This is a genomic window from Arthrobacter sp. NPDC058130 (genome assembly GCF_042884475.1).
Lineage (GTDB): Bacteria > Actinomycetota > Actinomycetes > Actinomycetales > Micrococcaceae > Arthrobacter.
This window is the reverse complement of sequence record NZ_JBHVTV010000002.1, coordinates 718,842-737,499: the sequence shown is the minus strand read 5'-3', so window position 1 is coordinate 737,499 and position 18,658 is coordinate 718,842. Positions and strand designations below refer to the sequence as shown.

Below are 18,658 nucleotides of genomic sequence, written 5' to 3'. Positions count from 1 at the left end.
CGGATGGCCCTAGTTCGTGTGGAAGACGAGCCAGCCGGCCAGCGTGGCCAGCGCCGTCAGCGCGGCGCCCCAGAGGATGTCGACAACTATCAGCGGCCAGGGCCAAATCTTGAGGGTGGCGGCGTTCGTGAGGTCGTAGGTGGCATAGGCGAACACGCCCAGGGCGGCACCGTAGCCCGCGGCGCTCAGCCAGCTGCCGCCGTCGAGCGTTGGCGTCAGGGCAAAGAACACGATCCCGGCAATGTAGATCACGTAGAACACCACCGCGTACCCTAGATTGGGCCTGCTGGCCATCAGGTCACCGATCTGGCGGCGGTAGAACGGGCTCATCGCCTTGAGCCAGATGGCGTCGATGACGGCGAACGCGGCGGCTACGACGAGGAATTCCAGAATGACCATAAGGGAGCATAACAACATGCCGCAGGCGCCAGCCGAGGCCCGGACACTGACGGTGGTGCGGCAGCCGGAATCGCTTGGTGCCGCTGCCGACCTCGACTTCGCGCTCGGGCTCCTCCAGAAGGTCAAGACCGGTTCCTTGGGCCCCACCCTGCGTCTGTACCGGCCGGTGCCCACAGTCGCTTTCGGGCAGCGCGACACGCACCTGCCCGGCTTCAACGCTGCCGCCCAGGCCTGCAGGGAACTGGGCTTCGAGCCGCTCGTCCGGAAGGCAGGCGGCCGGGCGGCGGCGTACCACGAGCGAACGCTCGTCATCGATCACCTGGAGCCTGATGCGGACGCGATCGCGGGGGCCAAGGGGCGGTTTTCGCGCTTTGGCGAACTCCTCGCCGGGGCACTGCGCGACGCCGGCGTGGAGGCCGGCGTCGGTGAGATCCCGGGGGAATACTGCCCCGGCGAGTTCAGCGTCCACGGCAGCGACCCGCAGTTCCCCGAGCGGCGGATAAAACTCGTCGGGACCGCACAGCGGGTGGTTGCCGGCGGCTGGCTTTTCAGCTCCGTGATCGTGGTGGCGGACTCCGCCCCGATCCGCGCTGTCCTGGAGGCCAGTTACGCCGCCCTTGGCCTGGAATGGGACGCGGCGACGGCGGGCGCGGCCGATGACCTCGTGCCAGGCCTCGACGTCGATGCCGTTGAGGCCGCGGTGATCGCCGCGTACGGGCGCTACGCCCCGCTCAGCTACGCGGAGTTCCCGAGCCTGCTCTAGGGCTGGGCGCATCCGGGACTAATCCAGCGGCCGGCGCCGTTATGGTGAACAACTCAGTTATGCAGTCGGGGCCGGAAGCGGTTCTGCACTCAACGCCCTGTGGGCGCCGACGGAATGAGGCCACGTGACAACAACGCCTGCCGAGGGAGTTGGCTTCCGCTCCAAACGCGGACCTGTCCTCATCGCCCTGATGCTTTCGACGGGCCTGGTGGCGATCGACGCGACGATTGTGGCGACAGCGGTGCCTTCGATCGTGCATGACATTGGCGGGTTCACGTCCTTCCCGTGGCTTTTCTCCGCCTATCTGCTGGCCCAGGCAGTCTCGGTACCCGTCTACGCGAAGCTCTCCGACACCATCGGCCGCAAGCCGATCATGCTGATCGGCATTGGCCTGTTCCTGCTCGGCTCGGTCCTGTGCGGCGTGGCGTGGAGCATGCCGGTGCTTATCGCTTTCCGCGTGGTGCAGGGCCTGGGCGCGGGAGCCGTCCAGCCCATGGCCATCACCATCGCCGGCGACATCTACACGCTGGCCGAGCGGGCAAAAGTGCAGGGCTACCTGGCGAGTGTGTGGGCGGTCTCCTCAGTAGTCGGCCCGACGCTCGGTGGAGTGTTTGCCGCACTCGGGATCTGGCGTGGCATCTTCCTCGTCAACATCCCGCTGTGCCTGGTGGCAGGGTGGATGCTTACCCGGTCGTTCCACGAGAACATCGAGCGCGTCAAGCACCGGGTGGACTATCTGGGGGCGGGGCTGCTCACCACCTCACTGACCCTGCTCATCCTCGGCGCCCTCGAAGGCGGCCAGGCCTGGGCCTGGAACTCCGCCGTCAGCTACGCGGTGTTCGCCGGCGGCGCCGTACTGTTCGCCGCGTTCATCCTCGCCGAGCGGCGGGCGGCGGAACCGGTCCTGCCGCCGTGGGTTGTGTCCCGGCGGCTGCTGGCGACGACGGCGATGATCTCCTTCGGCGTGGGAGCGGTCATGCTGGGCCTTACCTCCTACGTTCCCACCTTCCTCGAAGGAGCCCTCTCAACCTCCCCGATCCTGGCCGGGCTCGCCCTGGCGGCGCTGACCATCGGCTGGCCGATCAGTGCCTCCCAATCGGGTCGCCTATATCTTAGGATCGGATTCCGGAACACTGCCCTGATCGGCGTCACGATCACCGTCATTGGCACCGCGGTCCTTGCCCTTACCGCCACCTCACCCAACATCGCGGTGGTCGCGGGGAGTTGTTTCATCGTCGGGCTGGGACTCGGGCTCGTCGCGACCCCCACCCTCATTGCCGCACAGTCGAGCGTCGAATGGAATGAGCGCGGCGTGGTCACCGGTACCAACCTGTTCGCGCGGTCGATCGGCAGCGCCATCGGCGTCGCCGTTTTCGGGGCGATAGCAAACGCGGTCTACGCCGGCACCCCGCACGGCGACACGGATCCCCGCACCATCGTGGCGGCCTCCGCGGCCGTGTTCCTGGCCGTCCTGGTCTGCGCCGTGTTCACGGTCGTCGCCGTGATCGGAATGCCCGCCACCAAGGCCGTCAAACAGGCCTACGCCGCCGCGCGACCGTAACCCAGAAGTCCTGCTGAAGGGCAGGCCCAGCCCGTCCCCGGTCCCTCCCGTCTCTTACCACCTCCGGTCGAGGCCACCCAGCTTGCGGTATTTTTCGAGCCGCCGGGGGAGCAGCTCGTTGAGTCCGGTGCGGGAGAGGGTGGCGAGTTCGTATTCGATGGCCCGGCTGAGCCGCCGGCAGAAGGCTTGCCCCTCGAGCGCGGCATCGGGGCGTTCGTCCACGATGTGCTCCACGAGGCCGCTGGCGTGCAGGGCAGCGACGTTGACGCCCTGGGCCTCGGACATGGCCGGGGCGAAGTCCGTGCTCCGGTGGACGATCGCGCTGGCGCCTTCGGGCGGCAGCGGAGACAGCCAGGCGTGCTGGGCGGCGATGGTGCGGTCCGCGGGCAGCAGGGCCAGTGCCCCGCCGCCGGCGCCCTGGCCGAGCAGCACGGACACAGTCGGTGCGTTGAGTCCGATGAGGTCATGCAGGGAGCGCGCGATCTCCCCGGCCAGGCCGCCTTCCTCGGCCTCCTGGGACAGGGCCGCGCCGGCGGTGTCGATGATCGTGACCAGCGGCAGCCCGAGTTCCCCGGCCAGGCGCATCCCGCGCCGGGCCTCCCGGAGGGACGCCGGCCCCATCGCCGACTGTCCCATGCCCGTCGGCCGCGTCGGCCTGGGCCGGGTGTGGCCGATGACCACGCAGGATTCCTGGCCGAAACGGGCCAGGGCCAGCTGGAGGCCGGGGTCCTTTTCGCCTTGGCCGGTGCCGTTGAGCGGGAGCACGTCCCGGGCCCCGTGTGCCAGCAGCTGGCGCACATCGGGGCGGCGGGGACTGCGGGAAATGCCGATCGATTCCCAGGCGCCGGCCCCGGACGGCTTCACGGACAGCGTCGCCGGAGCGGCGACCGGCGGGTGGGGGCCGGTGACCAGGATGCCCAGGGCGCGGTCGACGACGTCGGACAGCTGCACGGGCGGGACCACCGCGTCGATCAGGCCCTTGTCGAAGAGGTTCTCTGCCGTCTGGACGTTCTCCGGAAACGGCATGCCGTGGAGGGCCTCGTAGACCCGGGGTCCGAGGAAGCCGAGCAGGGCCCCGGGCTCGGCGGCGGTGATGTGGCCGAGGGATCCCCACGAGGCCATGACGCCTCCCGTGGTGGGATGCCGCAGGTAGACCAGGTAGGGCAGCCCGGCCTTCCGGTGCGTCCGGACCGCGGCGCTGATCTTGACCATGGAGAGGAACGCGATGGTTCCCTCCTGCATGCGGGTGCCGCCCGAGGCGGGTCCGGCGAGGAGGGGCAGGCCTTCGCGGGTGGCCCGTTCGACGGCGTGCACGATGCGTTCGGCCGCGGCCTGGCCGATGGAGCCGGCGAGGAACCGGAATTCGCTGATGATGACGGCCAGCCGGCGGCCCCGGATGAGGCCTTCGCCGGTGAGGACGGATTCGTCCACGCCGGTCTTTTCCCGGGCGGCGGCCAGCTCCTGCCGGTACTCCGGGTCCGGGCCAGGGTCTGTGACGGGGGCGTCCCAGCTCCGGTAGGACCCGGGGTCGAGGACGGCGGCGATGAGTTCGGTGGCATCCAGGTGCCGGACCTTTTGCTCCGTCAGCATGCCGCGCGACCTTCTTTGTCCAGGCCGGATTCCGGGCCGGCGCCGTTGGCGGCTGTCAGGCCAAGCCACGTCCGGATCTTCTGACCGTGCTGGTCCAGCAGCGGCGGGGCGGTGTGCGCGGTGAGCGTCGTTTCGGCGGTCCCGGCGGGGCCGAAGAACCGCAGCGGGGGACCGGGCAGGCTCACGCTGCCGAGGATTTTGTGCTCGACGTCGATCACCAGGCCCTGCGAGCGGACCTGGTCCCATGCGTAGACCTCGTCCAGGGTTCTGACCTTGCCGGCGGGGATGCCGGCGTCGTTGAGTTTGCGCAGCAGCGGCCCGGCCTCGAAATCGGAGAACACCCGCTCTACTTCCTCGATGACTTTCTCTCGGTTCCGCACCCGGTCCGCATTGGTGGCGAACTCCGGCCGCTCGGCGTCGACCCCGAACGTGGCGGCAAACATGCGCCAGAGTTTTTCGCTGCCGACGCTGATCTGGACCCGGCCCTGCCGGCAGTGGAACAAACCGTAGGGGGCAATCGAGGGGTGGTGGTTGCCCTGGGCCTTCGGAACCTCCCCGGCAACAGTGGCCCTGGTGCCCTGGAAGGCGTGGACCCCGATCAGCGCCGCCAGCAGGGACGTGCGGACGATCTGGCCGTGGCCGGTGCGCCCACGCTGCAGCAGCGCGGCCAGGGTGCCGAACGCCCCGTACATGCCGGAGAGGAGGTCGGCGATGGGGACCCCGACCCGCTGCGGGTCGTCCGGCCCGGACCCGGTCAGGGACATCAGGCCGGCCTCGCCCTGCAGGATCTGGTCGTAGCCGCTGCGCCAGGATTCTGGCCCGTCGTGTCCGAATCCCGTGATGGAAAGGACCACCAGCGCCGGATTCAGTTCGTGCATCTGCGCGGCGGAGAATCCGAGACGGTCCAGGACGCCGGGACGGAAGTTCTCGATGACCACATCGGCGCGTACCAGCAGTTCCCGCAGAACGACCCGCCCGTCGTCGCTCTTCAAATCCAGCGCAATGGATTCCTTGTTGCGGTTGCAGGACAGGAAGTATGTGGCCTGCGGATCATCCTCTGGGCCCACGAACGGCGGGCCCCAGCCGCGGGTGTCGTCTCCGGTGCCGGGGTTCTCCACCTTGATCACCCGCGCGCCGAGGTCGGCCAGCATCATCGCGGCATGCGGGCCTGCCAGGGCACGGCTCAGGTCCACCACGAGGTAGCCGGTCAGGGGGCCTTCGACGTCGGGCGTGGGTTCTGTACTCATGGGGCTGTTCCTTCTCTGGTTGGTCTTTGCAGGTACGCGCGGTGTGGCCGCGGGTGTGCTTGCGCGGTTGGTTGGTGTGCCGGTCACATCCAGCGGTCACATCCAGCCCGGCACCACCATGACCAGCCAGGCGACGGCCGGTCCGACGGCGACCACAATGCCGCTGTACGCCAGGATCTGCTTGTAGAACCGGTCCTTGTCCACGTCCTCCGGCGCGTTGGCCAGGACCAGGGCGCCGTTGGTGGAGAACGGCGAGACATCCACGATCGTGGAGGCCACGGCCAGGGCGGCGATCACGCCGACGGCGCCGATCTCGCCGGTGGCCAGGAACGGCACCGCGAGCGGGATGAGGGCCGCGAGGATGGCGGTGGAGGAGGCGAAGGCCGAGACGACGGCGCCGATGTAGCAGATCAGCAGGGCGGCGAGCAGGGGCATGCCGAGGTCCGCGACCCCGCTGGACACGAACGCGATGGTGCCGGCTTCTTCGAGGACGCCCACGAAGGTGAGCATGCCGCAGATGAGCAGGACGGTGGACCAGCTGATCTTGTTGACGGCGCCCTTTTGCGCCGCCGGGGACACGAGGGCAAGGACGATTGCGATGGTGATCGATACGAAGCCGACATCCACCTTGAAGCCGAGCGAGATGACGGCGAGGGCGATCAGGCCAAGGATGGTGATGAGCTGCGGCACGGAGGCGCGGCGCGTGCCGGCCGCGGGCGTCCCGCCCGGAGTGCCTGCAGCCGAGATGCCGGTGGCCGGGATCCCGGCCGAGACGCCGGCGGCCGAGATGTCGGATCCGGAGCCCTGCAGGGTTACTCCTGCCGCGCGGGCCCCCACGCTGACGGACATCCGCTGTTCGGCGGCCTGTTCCACCAGCCGCCCGCCCGGGGTAGACAGCAGCTTGCTGCCGCCGAGGACGATGAACAGCACCAGCGCGATGGCCAGGTTGAAGAGGAAACTGGCCAGGAAGATCGCCATGGGGCTGGCTTGCAGCTCCGTCTTGGCAATGATGCCGTTGACGGTGACGCCATAGACGGCGATGGGGGAGAAGCCGCCGGCCTGCGCGCCGTGGACCACCATCATGCCCATCATGAGCGGGTTGATCTTGTACCGTGCGGCGAAGCTCAGGGCGATCGGCGCGATGATCGCGACGGCGGCCGGGGAGAGCGCGCCGACGGCGGTAATCACCGCGGTGATGGCGAACATGACCCACGGAATGAGGGCCACCTTGCTGCCGACCAGGCGCACGGCGCCCCGGACCAGCAGGTTGATGGTGCCGTTGTTCTGCGCGATGGCGAACAGGTAGGTCACCCCGACGATGGTCAGGAACAGGCCGCCGGGGAAGTTGGCCAGGATGTCGTTGGTGGACATCCCCAGCACCACCGAGCCCAGCAGAAACGCGCCGACAAAGGCCAGCGCGCCCATGTTGAGCGGCAGCACAGTGGCCAGAAGGAACATCACCGCCAGGATGATGATGGACAGGACGGGAGCGGACATCGTTGTTCCTCCGGATCAAAGTGGGTGTCAAGCTGGCTTAGTGGCCTAGCCTCCTAGACACTAGGTGTCTTTGTCAATAGTTCTCCGGTAGTCTTAGGGGTCAGGACAGGCTGGAAGGACGTGCATGGCAAAGCAGGCGGCAACGCATCAGATTTCCCGCGTTTCGCGGCCCCGGCTCTATGAGCAGCTGGTGGAGCAGATCATGGACTTCATCGAGTCCGCGCAGCTGGGTCCCGGCGACACGCTGCCGGCGGAGCGGGAGCTTGCTGAGCGGCTGGGGGTCTCGCGGGCAACGCTGGCGCAGGCCCTGGTGGCCCTGGAAGTGCTCGGCGTGATCGACGTCCAGCACGGCACCGGAGCGGTGCTGGTCTACCGGCCCAACGTTCCCTCCGTGATCAAGGGCCTCCGCGAGCACCGCAGCCGGTTGCCCGAGATCGTTGAGGCGCGGAGCACGCTTGAGGTCAAGCTTGCCGAGCTGGCCGCGGCCCGGCGCACAGAGCAGGACATGAATGCCATCGATCGCGCGCTTGACGGGATGGCGGCCGAGGTTGCCTCGGGCGACCGGGGTGCGCGCGGCGATGAGCTGTTCCACCAGGCCGTCACAGCCGCGGCCCACTCGGCGGTCCTGGCACAGCTGATGACATTCATTGCCGGAATGGTCCTGGAAACGCGGCTCGAATCCCTCGGACAGCCCGGCCGGCCGGAGCAGTCGCTGGCCTCCCACCGCAAGATCGCAGACGCGATCCGGGCCCGGGATTCGGCGGCGGCCGCGGCGGCGATGCTGGAACACATCGATCTTGTCTCCGATGTTGCCCTGCTGAAAAACAACTGAGCCGGGTATGAACGTGGATCTTTCCTTCGAGCCGCCGTGTGGCCCGATCACCGGATGGCGCGACGGCGCCGTCGTGCGTGCCACCGGCATTCCCTATGCCACCGCGGAGCGGTTTGAGCCGCCTGCACCGGCGCCCGACTGGTCCGAGGTGCTCGCGGCGACCTCCCTGTCTCCGGCGTGCCCGCAGGCCCCGGTGCCCTTCCTGGACGACGTGCTCGGCACCCGCTACGGCGAACTCCCCGGCGACGAGCACTGCCAACGCCTCTCCGTCACCCTGCCTGCCGACCTCGACGGCGGTGAGCGGCTGCCGGTGATGGTGTGGCTGCACGGCGGGTCCTACACCTCAGGCTCCGGGGACCTGGCGATTTTCGACCCGGCGGCACTGGTTGCCGAAACCCGCGTCATTGTGGTCTCGGTGACCTACCGGCTGGGCCTGTTCGGATATTTGTCCACCAGCACCGGGCGGCCCGCCAACCTGGGTCTGCTGGACCAGCTCGAGGCGTTCCGCTGGGTGCAGCGCAACATTGGATCGTTCGGCGGCGATCCGGGCAGGGTCACCGCGTTCGGGCAATCCGCCGGGGGCGACGCCGTCGCGCACCTCATGGCAACGCCGGACGCAGCGTCGCTCTTCCAGCGGGCCATCATTCAGAGTGCCCCGTTGGGCATCACCCGGGGGCGGGAAAAAATGAACGCCGTCATGGGCGCCGCCGCGGAAGCGGTCACCGAGGCCACCCCGGCGATGGACGTGGTGGCCCTCGAGGAGGACGTTGCGCGGGCGGCCCGGAAGTTCGGGCTGATGGCTGCCATGCCGTTCGGCATCCAGTACGGGCACTCACCCCTGCCCAAGGAATCCGAGCTGGACGGTGCCTGGAATGCCACTGCGCCCGGGATCGACATCCTGATCGGCCATACGGCGGAGGAGGCCCGGCTGTTTCTGCCGCGAAGCCCGCAGCTGAGCCGCGTGGCGAGGATTCCCGTCGTCGGCAGCGCAGTCCTGAAAGCAGTCACGTGGGTGGTCACCGAACTGGTGTACGGCAAAGCGAGCAGGCAATTTGCCAAGCGGCATGTGCGCGCGGGAGGACGGGCCCACCGCTACGTGCTGTCCTGGCGTGCACCGGGGAACCTCTATGGCGCCGCGCATACCGTTGACCTGCCCCTGCTGTTCGGCCACCAACGGACCTGGGAGGGTGCCGGGCTGCTGGCGGGTGCCTCCTGGGACGACATCCATGCCCACGGCCGGGCGATGCGGGCACTCTGGGCACGGTTCGCCTATGGGGAGGGCCTGGGGTCCCGGGGCGAGATTCCCGGCTCACTCCGGTACCGCTCGGTCTGAACCGCTGTGGGGGGCGAGCTATGGTTTTCGGCCAGTTGAGGAGGTGGGGTCGTGGCGCAGACGCCCCAGCTTCCCCCACCCAGGAGGTGGACCTGGGTGGTGGCCATTGTCCTCGCTTTTGCGGTCGACGCCTTGTTAGTCGGCTTTCGGACAGGCGAGTGCATCGACTACGCGGCGGAGTCAGACGCCGTCAGCACCTGCATCAGCGGCCCGGTCCTTGACCGGCGGGCCCGTGGCTCCTTGTCGCAGTCAGCCTCGTCGTCATCAGCTATTTCGCCCGCCGCCTCGTGCGCGCCGCACGGCATCGGTGACCTCAGCTGTTAGATTCGGCACCATGAGCCCTCCGGTGATGAGCGTCAGGGCAGCGACCGAAGATGATGCCGCGCGGCTGGCCGAGATCCACATTGCAGCATGGCGGGCTACTTACCGCGGAGTCATGACCGATGAGTACCTCGACGGTCTCGACGCTGAACGCGCAGCAACCGCGTGGCGCCGAAACATCCTGGAGCCCAGGGAAGGGACTCTCCACCTCGTCGTCCAAAGCGGCGACGAGGTTGTGGGCTTCGCCATCCTCGGTCCCGCTACTGGTGACACGGCTACCGGAACCGGCCAGGTCCACGCGATCAATGTGCATCCGGACTGGTGGGCACAGGGCGCAGGCTCCATCCTGTTTGCGGCCGCCGAACAAATGTTCATCGAACGCGGCTACCGGCGGGCTTTCCTCTGGGTGGCGGCTGGCAACAATCGAGCCATCAGTTTCTACAACAAGCGCGGCTGGCTCGACGACGGAGCGACCCTGGAAGACCCCAGATTCGATCCGCCTGTATCCGAGAACCGGCACAGCCGGACCTTCCCCCACTCGCGGTAACCAAAGGACCCACTGGCCTCATCCCGCGGTCCAGCGCCGCAGGGTGCTGTTGAGCAGGCCGACCAGCACGGAAGTCCACCAGCAGGCTTGCGAGATGCACAAAGCCGCGAGCAAGCGGGCCCGCAGCCCGGCTGCCATTGCGGTGAACAGCGTTGCCGGCGGCAGCAGGTGCAGTTGCTTCATGGTCCGGGTCAGGACCAGTCCATTGAGCATGAGGAGCAGGATGCTCACGAGTTTGACTTGCGTCGGAGGGCCGGACAGGTCGGGGTGCAGCAGGGCCCCGGAGATGAGCAGGATGGCCAGCCCGGCCCAGATCAGCGGCTGCGCGGCGGAATCCAGCCGTCGGGTGTCGTGGACGTCGCGTCGGCCCAGCAGCCACAGCAGGCCGACCCAGTCCAGCACCAGGATGGCCCCGAAGGACATCACGAGGGCCAGGATGTGGGCTGCGAGGGCGATCCGGTGGACCACAGCTCCAGGGTCGAGGAACCCGCCGACCAGCACGGATGCCAGCCACCCCGCCGAACACCCCGCTCCCAGCAGCACCAGCTTCAGGGCGGGCTTTCCGGTCGGTCGGCCGGGCCCGGTGCTGCCGGGTCCCGGCATCTCCGTGCCATTGGCTTCCGTGCTGTGAGGTTCGCCGGTCGCGGCGCTGCCGGGCGGCCGCCCGGCGTCCGTGACGGCCGCCGTCATGCGAAGAGCCCTTCGCCGATGAAGCCTCCCGCCGCTGTTCCCGGGGGAACCGCGAACAGGCCCGAACCGGTGTGTTTGAGGTATTCCAGGGCCAGGGTGTCTTCCTTCGCCATGGCCAGCTGCATGGGCACATAGTGGGTCCGGGGGTCCGTGACGAAGGCGATGAAGAACAGGCCGGCGTCGAGGTGGCCCAAGCCGTCCGATCCGTCCGTGTAGTTGTACCCGCGCCGGAGCATCTTGACGCCGTCGTTCCGGCTCGAGTGCGCGAGCCGGACGTGGGCGTCCAGCGGGATCAGCGGTTCGCCGCCGCTGCCCGTGATGTCGAAGTTGGGGGAGGTGAATTCCGCGCCGCCCGAGAGCGGGGCGCCCGAGCCTTTGGTGCGGCCGATCAGGCCTTCCTGTTCGCGCAGTGAGGTGCGGTCCCAGATTTCGATGTGCATCCGGATCCTGCGCGCCACGAGGTACGTGCCGCCGGCCATCCAGGCTTCTCCCTGGCGGGTCCCCGGACCTGCCCATACGTGCTCGTCCAGCAGGGCGGTGTCCTCGGCTTTGAGGTTGCTGGTGCCGTCCTTGAAGCCGAAGAGGTTCCGCGGCGTGGTTTGGGCCCGGGACGTGGAGGAGGTCCGTCCGAACCCCAGCTGCGACCAGCGGACGCGCGTCTGCCCGAATCCGATCCGCGCCAGGTTCCGGATCGCGTGGACGGCCACCTGCGGGTCGTCGGCGCAGGCCTGGACCACGATGTCACCGCCGGTGCGCCCCGGCTGAAGGTCATCGCCGGGGAAGTGCGGCAGGTCGATCAGGGCGTCCGGGCGCCGGCCGTCCAGGCCGAAGCGGGCCTTGCCGTCCTTCTCAAACAGGCCCGCGCCGAATCCAAAGGTGAGGGTGAGCTTTCCGGCCCCAAGGTCCAGCGTCTCGCCCGTGTCCTCCGGCGGCGCATCGTAGGGGCCGTCGACGGCGCCGCTGCTGCCCGTGCTGCGGCCGGCGGTCATCGCCGCGGCAGCCGCGGTCCAGTCCTTCAGGAGCCGGAGGAGCTCCGCGCGGTCCTCCGTGACGACGTCGAAAGCTGCAATGTGAAGGCGGTCCTGGGCCGGCGTGACGATGCCTGCCTGGCGGTCGCCGTGGAAGGGGACGATGTCCTCCGGCGCCGCAGGCGGGGCCGCCGCAGCCAGAGCCGCCGCTGCCTCTACGGCGTCATGGCCGAGGAAGCCTGCCGCCAGTCCGGCGACGGCGCCCGCGCCGCCGGCGCCTGCGAGGGACAAGAGTCCGCGGCGAGACATCCCGAGGCGGGACAGCCCGCGGTTGGCGGAGTCGCCGGCGGCCGGCGGTCCGTCAGATGCAGGCGGTCCGGCAGCGGCTGCGGGCTCCGGTGCGCCGCCGTCGCGCCTGTGCCCGGGGCCGCCACTGAAGGGGCAGCCGCTCACAGGACTACCGCCGAGGTGAGCTTGGCGAGCGGCTCGCCCAGGGCATCCACCAGGGAAGCGAGCTGCTGGACCTGGGCCTGGCTGAGCTCGTTGTAGTAGGCGAAGCCCTCGCCGGCGGAGTGCTGCTTGAGCCCGGTCTGCAGGGCCGCGAACTTTGCCTCAAGGGCGTCGGCCAGGGCCGGATCCTTGCGCTGCAGCGCGGGCTTGAGGCTTTCGAAGGCGATCCGGGCTCCGTCAACGTTGGCCTGGAAGTCCCAGAGGTCGGTGTGGGACCAGATTTCTTCCTCGCCGGTGACTTTGCCGGTGGCCACTTCGTCCAGGAGTTCCTTGGCACCGTTGCCGATCTTGTCCGCGGTGAGTTCCACCTTGCGCGTCCGCTGGGCCAGGTCTTCGGTGTCCGCAACAAGCTGTTTGGCCAGGGCAGCGCGCTCCGTCACTGTCAGGGGGGCGTAGCCGGCGGGCGGGAACAGGTCCTTTTCGGCCCGGTGCCAGCCGGTCCACGCCTGGCCCGGCTCCAGGTCGGCTTCGCGGGCATCCAGCTTGGGGTCAAGGTCCCCAAACGACTCGGCCACCGGCTCGATGCGTTCCCAGTGCATGCGGGTGGCGGCGTAGAGTCCGCGGGCCTTCGCCGCGTCGCCGGCGGCGTAGGCCTCCGCGAACGCCTTCGTGCCGTCCACCAGCTGATTGGTCTGGTCCTTCACATACGCGGTGTACTGCCGCGTGCCGGTCTCCAGCAGTTCCTGCAGGCCGGCGTCGACGGCGGGATTCGTTCCGGAGTCGGTGACGTCGAAGCCTGCGCGGATTCCGTCGCCCTGCGTTCCGGGCTTGCAGGCCGTGGTGTACTTGCCGGCAGCCGCCGTGACCACCAGGTTGCGGCTCAGTCCGGGGCCGATGTTCTCCACTTCGCCGATGACCCGCAGCCCGTCCTCGGCCAGGAGATAGAAATCTGTCGCCTGTGTTCCGTCGTTCGTGACGGCGAAGGTCAGGTGGCCGCTGGGGACCTGGCCGGTAGAGATCTTGCATTCGGTCTGGGTGCTGGTGACCTGGATGGTTCCGTCCGCTGCGGCCAGGGTTTTCGCGTTGTCCGTGCAGCCGGCCAGGGCCAGTGGAGCGGCGGTCGCCGCCGCCGCCAGGGCCAGCGCTCTCCGGAATCGCGGAGTGTTTTTGGGCAGGGTGATACTGGGCATGGGGAGTCCTTCGGTCGGTGGGGCGGTTCCGTGGCGGGGTGGATTTCCCCAGCGACGCCGTTGAAGAAACCCTGAGTTAGGGGCACCTAAATAAGGAGAATACTCATTCGGGACGATTACGCAAACATTTCATACCCTAATTTTGATTAGGTAAGCCTAATCTAATAACATGGTCGGGTGACCACGCAGCTTGATTTCAAGCGGGTGCCCTTTGCCGCCGATCTTGCGAGCTACGGGGACAGGCCCGCCATCCTCACGGACACCCATTCACTGACCTACCGGGAGCTGGCAGAGCGCGTCGATGCTTTGGCTCTGCGGCTCGGCACTGAACGGCGCCTCGTCGCGCTGCCCGCGACCAACGACCTCGATTCGATAGTGGCCTACCTGGCTGCCCTGGTGGGCGGACACCCCCTGATTCTCCTGCCCGAGGACAAACCGGCCGCCCTGGAATCCATGGTGGCGGCCTACGACCCCGATGTCGTGATGCGGCCCGGGAACGGGCGGACGGTGCTCGAGGAGCGCCGGGCCGGCACCCGCCATGAGCTGCATCCGGACCTGGCGCTCCTGCTCAGTACGTCCGGATCCACGGGCTCACCCAAGCTCGTTCGCCTCTCGCACACCAACCTGCAGTCCAACGCCCAGTCGATCTCCGAGTACCTGTTGATCGGCCCGGATGACCGCGCCGCGACGACGCTGCCCATGTCCTACTGCTACGGCCTGTCCGTGATCAACAGCTACCTGCTCCGCGGTGCCGGACTGGTGCTCACTGACCTCTCCGTGGTTGATCCATGCTTTTGGGAACTCTTTCGACGCCGTGGGGCCACTTCCCTGGCGGCCGTTCCCTACACCTTTGAACTGCTGGACAGGGTCGGGTTCGCCGAAATGGACCTGCCCAGCCTGCGCTACATCACCCAGGCCGGGGGCCGGCTGGCGCCGGAAGCGGTGAGGAAATACGCCGGGCTGGGCCGCCGCAACGGCTGGGAATTGTTCGTGATGTACGGCCAGACCGAGGCGACAGCCCGCATGGCGTACCTCCCTCCGGAGCTGGCGGCCGAAGCCCCGGGTGCTGTTGGCATTCCGGTGCCCGGCGGTTCGTTCCGCATCGACTCCGTGCCGGGTCTGGAGGACGGCGAGCTCGTCTACACCGGCCCAAACGTCATGCTCGGCTATGCCGAGAGCCCGGCGGACCTTGCCGCGGGCCGGACCATCACCGAACTCCGCACCGGCGACCTTGCCCGGAAGCACCCGGCAGGTGTCTACGAAGTCGTGGGCCGGCGCAGCCGGTTCGTCAAGATCGTGGGACTGCGCGTTGACCTGGGCCAGGTGGAGCGGCTCCTGGCGGACCTCGGTGTGCAGGCGGCCAGCGCGGGGACGGACGACGGCGTCGTTGTCGCCGTTGAAGGGGACCAGGACACGCAGCTGCTGGCCAAGGTTCTCGCCCAGGGCGTGGGCCTGCCGCGCGCGGCCCTTGAGGTACACGCCGTCGAGCATCTCCCGCGTTTGCCCACGGGCAAACTGGACTACCAGGCCGTCCTGGCCCTGTCGGGGCCAAAGCCAGGGCCGGCACCTGAGCCGACGAAGGAAGGCGGCTCTCCTGACAGAGGCACTGAGGACAGCGTCCGGAAGATTTTCGAGGATGCCCTGGAGTGCGCCGAGATTGGGGACGGCGACACCTTCGTCTCCTTGGGCGGGGACTCGTTGTCCTACGTGGCCGCCTCGGTCCGGCTCGAACAGGCCCTGGGCCACCTCCCGCCGGACTGGCACGTGACTCCGGTCCGGGACCTGGAACCGCGGCCCCAGGCTGCCCCGGTCCGGAAGCGGCGGCGGTTCTTTGCGCCGCTTGAAACGAGCATCGTGCTGCGGGCCGTGGGGATCGTCCTGATCGTCAGCACGCACGTCGGCCTGTTCAGCTGGCAGGGTGCTGCGCACGTGCTCATGGCCGTGGCCGGCTACAACTTCGCGCGCTTCCAGCTCGCCGGGAAACGCATCCCGCGGCTGCGGCGGCAGCTGGCCAGCGTGGCAAGGATTGTGGTGCCGAGTATGGCGTTCATCGCGCTGGCTTACCTGGTTACTGACAAGTACACGCCCGTCAATATCCTGCTGCTAAACGCCATCCTCGGGCCCGAGGCGGTGACCACCCAATGGCACTTCTGGTTCATCGAAGTCCTTATCTACCTGCTGGTGGCAGCGACGGCGCTGCTGGCCATTCCGTGGGCGGACCGTGCCGAGCGGCGCTTCCCCTTGCTCTTTCCGCTGGCGCTGACCGGTCTGGGGCTCCTGACACGCTATGAGCTGGTCAACCCCGGAGTGCCGCACACGGCGCCCGCCCTCTGGCTCTTCGCACTCGGGTGGGCAATCGCGCGGTCCCGGACCATTGCCCAGCGTTGCCTGGTCTCGGCCATGGCCGCACTGACCGTTCCGGGATTCTTTGAGAACGCGAGCCGGGAGTGGACGCTCCTGGTCGGAATCCTGCTGCTCATCTGGCTGCCCAGTATCCCGGTGCCGACGGGCTTCCGCCGCCTCACTGTGGTGCTGGCCAGCGCCTCCCTCTACGCATACCTGGTGCACTGGCTGGTCTACCCGCCGCTGGCCGAGATAAGCCCCGCGCTGGCCGTCGCCGTCTCGCTCGCCGTCGGGGTGGCCTACTGGGCGCTGTGCATGCGTGTGGTGGGAACACTCAACCGGCGGCGGGCGCGCTCCAAGGCCGCCGCCGCCGGAGGGTCGCAGCCGGCCTCACGCGAGGTTCCTGCCTAGGAAGGAAATGACCCTCCGGGAGGATGGAACGCCAGGACGCCGCCCGCACCCAGTTCGTCGAAGACCATGCGGTGGTCCGCGCCCGTGCCATGTTTGGGCGACGAGTCAATACGCTCGCAAAACATCTGGCCGCTATCGGCAGGACCGAATCCGGACCCTGTACGGTGGGTTCCGATGACTCTTTCTGAAGAACTTCTCCTTGCCTACGACCAGCAACTCCGCACAGATGCGGAGACTCCCAGTGCCATCGCCGTGGAGCGACTTGGCCCGCTGCGCCTGGTGACCTTCCCCGGGGGCAGGGGCTTCGTGACGTATCAGAACCTCGACGGGGCCAGCGCCCAGACGATCGCGCAGTGGGTGGCCGAGGCGCTCGCCTATTACTGCGACGATCCCGAAATCGTAAGGGTTGAATGGAAAACCCGGGGTCACGACCATGCGCCCGGGCTCCACGAGGCCCTGCTCCAGAGCGGATTCGAGCCTGATGAGTCCGAGTCGATCATGATCGGGCCGGCCACCGCATTGGACGTCGAGGTGCCGCTCCCGCCGGGCATCAGCCTCCGGCGGGTGACCGAAGAACGGGACATCCGCGCCATGAGCGCCATGCAGGACGAGGTCTTCGGTGACTCCGTTTCCGACGGCAATGCCGACGCAATCCTGCGTCGCGTGGCATGCGACGACGGGATGGAACTGTGGGTAGCGGAACATGACGGGTTGATCGTTAGCGCGGGCCGCCTCGAGCCGGTACGGGACACGGAGTTTGCGGGCATTTGGGGCGGGGCAACGCGTGCCGACTGGCGCGGCCGGGGTATCTACCGGGCCGTCACCGCCGCCAGGGCTCGAGCAGCTCTGGCGCTGGGCAAGAAACTCATCCACAGCGATTCCACTGACTACTCGCGGCCGATCCTGGAACGCTACGGGTTGCTGCGGGTGTCAACAACCACCCCGTACCGCTGGCGGCGCTGACGCCTTCCCGCCCGTCAGGTGGGAAAGCTGGCAACCGGCAGGATTTCAGCCGGGTATTGTCCTAGCTCCCGGGATAAAAACCCCCGGGATAGGAAGCTGCTGGCGGCCCGGGGAAGGGTCCTCCATTGTCCCCGGTATCGCCCCCGGTACGGCTGCCGAGGAGGCTTCGGGTGAGGGCGGCACTGTCGGCCATCAGGTCATCCACAGCCTTCACCAGATGATTGTCCGCGACAGGCGCGCTTTCCAATGCGCCGGCAACCACCGCCCGGCGGACGAGTTCGCGTGCGAACGAGGCCGTGGTGCCTTCGGTGCGGACTGCGGCATCTTCAATCGAGTTCGGGCTGAACGGAATACCGCGGGCATACAGTTTGATCAGCGCGACCCGCTCCGACTGAGCCGGCAAGGGAATTTCCACTGCCAGGTCCACACGTCCGGGACGCTGTGCCAGGGCGCGTTCGAGCATGTCAACGCGGTTGGTGGTGAGGACGAACGCCACGTCGGCGTCGCTGGCTAAACCGTCCATGGCGTCCAGCACCTCGAATAGCAGCGGCTGGGGTCCGTGCCCGAAGCTGCGGTCCTCGGCGATGAGATCACAGTCCTCAAGAACGACGATGGAGGGCTGCAGGGCCCGGGCCATGGTGGCGGCTTCTGAGATTCTGGCGAGCGATCCCCCCGAAAGGAGGATCGCTGTGACACCTTCGCTCCGACTCAACAAAAACCGCACCGTGTGAGTTTTGCCGGTCCCCGGCCTGCCATAGAGCAGGACGCCGCGTTTGAGGTGCTGGCCGTACTTGTTGAGGGAGTCCCGGTGCTCGGCGATACCCAAGGTGTGGTCCGACACTCTCTCCAACACACCATCGGGCAGGATGACATCGGACGCGGCAAGGGCCGGACGGGCGTGAAAGGTGACCCCGGCCGCGCTAGGACCATACTCGCCCATCACCAACGAAATGACCTGCCCCTTGAGCACGCTGCGGTGCTGCATCCGCCGGCGGAACTCCGAGAGGAAGCGTGCGGCCTTATCCGTAGCGTCGGCCAAAACTTCAAGGGACGCTGACTGTCGGCCATACCGGGGGTTGGCGTCCCGCTGCAGCACCGCGATTGGGCTGCCTCCGTGGCTGAATAGCCACAGTCCCAGTGCCACGGCCTGCCGCTGTTGGTCCGGGCCGACAGCGAGGTTGGCGTAGTCCGGCTGAGACAGGGGATATTGGGGGAATAACTGGGACTGCTGCAACATGTCGCTCAGCGAATGATGGTGCCTCTGGTCTCCGCCGCCGATGCCCACGAGCCGGAACTCCGGGTCCTCTGCGGCGAGTTCCGCCATCAGGATGTCCGCGTCCACGAAGCGATGCGGCGGAATCTCCTCAACCACCACAGCCACTGATTCCGCCTGGACACCCAGATGGTTGGTGAGCGTGGTCAGCAACTGGGTTCCCCGTTGCACCCGATGCTGCCCGGACTGCGCGAGCTCCACCAAACGCGCGAAATTGTCGATGAACTTCCCCAAAATTTCATCCATGGGCTGACCCTACCAGCACCGCTATCGGGTGTTG

At 68.0% G+C, this 18,658-nt stretch carries 15 protein-coding genes; 7 read left to right on the top strand and 8 right to left on the bottom strand.

The window, feature by feature from the left end:
* Nucleotides 1–9: 9 nt before the first annotated feature.
* On the bottom strand, nt 10–399 hold the full coding sequence (locus tag ACFVTM_RS07535) for a DUF2177 family protein (RefSeq protein WP_390202766.1): 390 nt from the start codon (nt 397–399) through the stop codon (nt 10–12).
* Nucleotides 400–415: 16 nt separating this feature from the next.
* On the opposite strand from ACFVTM_RS07535, the gene ACFVTM_RS07530 reads away from it, so the two are divergent.
* Together ACFVTM_RS07530 and ACFVTM_RS07525 are read left to right on the top strand one after the other, a co-directional pair.
* Nucleotides 416–1,162 (top strand): biotin/lipoate A/B protein ligase family protein, encoded by a 747-nt coding sequence (locus ACFVTM_RS07530; RefSeq protein WP_390202765.1) that lies wholly within the window; start codon nt 416–418, stop codon nt 1,160–1,162.
* 124 nt (nt 1,163–1,286) lie between these two features.
* A complete protein-coding gene (locus tag ACFVTM_RS07525) occupies nt 1,287–2,723 on the top strand; it encodes an MFS transporter (RefSeq protein WP_390202764.1) in 1,437 nt (478 codons plus the stop codon).
* Nucleotides 2,724–2,777: 54 nt separating this feature from the next.
* Here ACFVTM_RS07525 and ACFVTM_RS07520 read toward each other — a convergent pair whose 3' ends face one another.
* From ACFVTM_RS07520 to ACFVTM_RS07510, 3 genes are all read right to left on the bottom strand, one after another.
* Nucleotides 2,778–4,313, bottom strand: coding sequence for a carboxyl transferase domain-containing protein (locus tag ACFVTM_RS07520; protein WP_390202763.1), 1,536 nt, complete (start codon nt 4,311–4,313; stop codon nt 2,778–2,780).
* Nucleotides 4,307–5,560, bottom strand: coding sequence for a CaiB/BaiF CoA transferase family protein (locus ACFVTM_RS07515; protein WP_390202762.1), 1,254 nt, complete (start codon nt 5,558–5,560; stop codon nt 4,307–4,309). Before ACFVTM_RS07515 ends, ACFVTM_RS07520 begins: the two co-directional genes overlap by 7 nt.
* 96 nt (nt 5,561–5,656) lie before the next feature.
* Nucleotides 5,657–7,057 (bottom strand): SLC13 family permease, encoded by a 1,401-nt coding sequence (locus tag ACFVTM_RS07510; protein ID WP_390202761.1) that lies wholly within the window; start codon nt 7,055–7,057, stop codon nt 5,657–5,659.
* A 124-nt stretch (nt 7,058–7,181) separates the two neighbouring features.
* Here ACFVTM_RS07510 and ACFVTM_RS07505 point away from each other — a divergent pair, with 124 nt between their 5' ends.
* From ACFVTM_RS07505 to ACFVTM_RS07495, 3 genes are all read left to right on the top strand, one after another.
* Complete coding sequence (locus tag ACFVTM_RS07505; RefSeq protein WP_390202760.1) at nt 7,182–7,889, top strand: FadR/GntR family transcriptional regulator; 708 nt, start codon at nt 7,182–7,184, stop codon at nt 7,887–7,889.
* A gap of 7 nt (nt 7,890–7,896) precedes the next feature.
* The gene (locus ACFVTM_RS07500; RefSeq protein ID WP_390202759.1) at nt 7,897–9,222 is read left to right on the top strand and encodes a carboxylesterase family protein; all 1,326 of its coding nucleotides are present in this window, start codon (nt 7,897–7,899) and stop codon (nt 9,220–9,222) included.
* 334 nt (nt 9,223–9,556) lie between these two features.
* Nucleotides 9,557–10,090 (top strand): GNAT family N-acetyltransferase, encoded by a 534-nt coding sequence (locus ACFVTM_RS07495; protein WP_390202758.1) that lies wholly within the window; start codon nt 9,557–9,559, stop codon nt 10,088–10,090.
* A gap of 18 nt (nt 10,091–10,108) precedes the next feature.
* Here ACFVTM_RS07495 and ACFVTM_RS07490 read toward each other — a convergent pair whose 3' ends face one another.
* The 3 genes from ACFVTM_RS07490 to efeO are packed head-to-tail and all read right to left on the bottom strand — an operon-like array spanning nt 10,109 to nt 13,388.
* Entirely contained in the window at nt 10,109–10,780 is a 672-nt protein-coding gene (locus ACFVTM_RS07490; protein ID WP_390202757.1) for a hypothetical protein, read from the bottom strand.
* The gene (gene efeB, locus ACFVTM_RS07485; RefSeq protein WP_390202756.1) at nt 10,777–12,201 is read right to left on the bottom strand and encodes an iron uptake transporter deferrochelatase/peroxidase subunit; all 1,425 of its coding nucleotides are present in this window, start codon (nt 12,199–12,201) and stop codon (nt 10,777–10,779) included. The genes ACFVTM_RS07490 and efeB overlap by 4 nt, the downstream gene beginning before the upstream one ends.
* Complete coding sequence (gene efeO, locus ACFVTM_RS07480) at nt 12,198–13,388, bottom strand: iron uptake system protein EfeO (RefSeq protein WP_390202755.1); 1,191 nt, start codon at nt 13,386–13,388, stop codon at nt 12,198–12,200. Before efeO ends, efeB begins: the two co-directional genes overlap by 4 nt.
* A 177-nt stretch (nt 13,389–13,565) precedes the next feature.
* Between efeO and ACFVTM_RS07475 the strand changes: the two genes are divergently transcribed.
* Complete coding sequence (locus ACFVTM_RS07475) at nt 13,566–16,142, top strand: AMP-binding protein (protein ID WP_390202754.1); 2,577 nt, start codon at nt 13,566–13,568, stop codon at nt 16,140–16,142.
* A 174-nt stretch (nt 16,143–16,316) separates the two neighbouring features.
* Entirely contained in the window at nt 16,317–17,105 is a 789-nt protein-coding gene (locus ACFVTM_RS07470; protein ID WP_390202753.1) for a GNAT family N-acetyltransferase, read from the top strand.
* A 61-nt stretch (nt 17,106–17,166) separates the two neighbouring features.
* Here ACFVTM_RS07470 and ACFVTM_RS07465 read toward each other — a convergent pair whose 3' ends face one another.
* Nucleotides 17,167–18,624: an AAA family ATPase gene (locus ACFVTM_RS07465; protein ID WP_390202752.1), complete on the bottom strand. Its 1,458-nt coding sequence runs from the start codon at nt 18,622–18,624 to the stop codon at nt 17,167–17,169.
* Nucleotides 18,625–18,658: the final 34 nt, after the last annotated feature.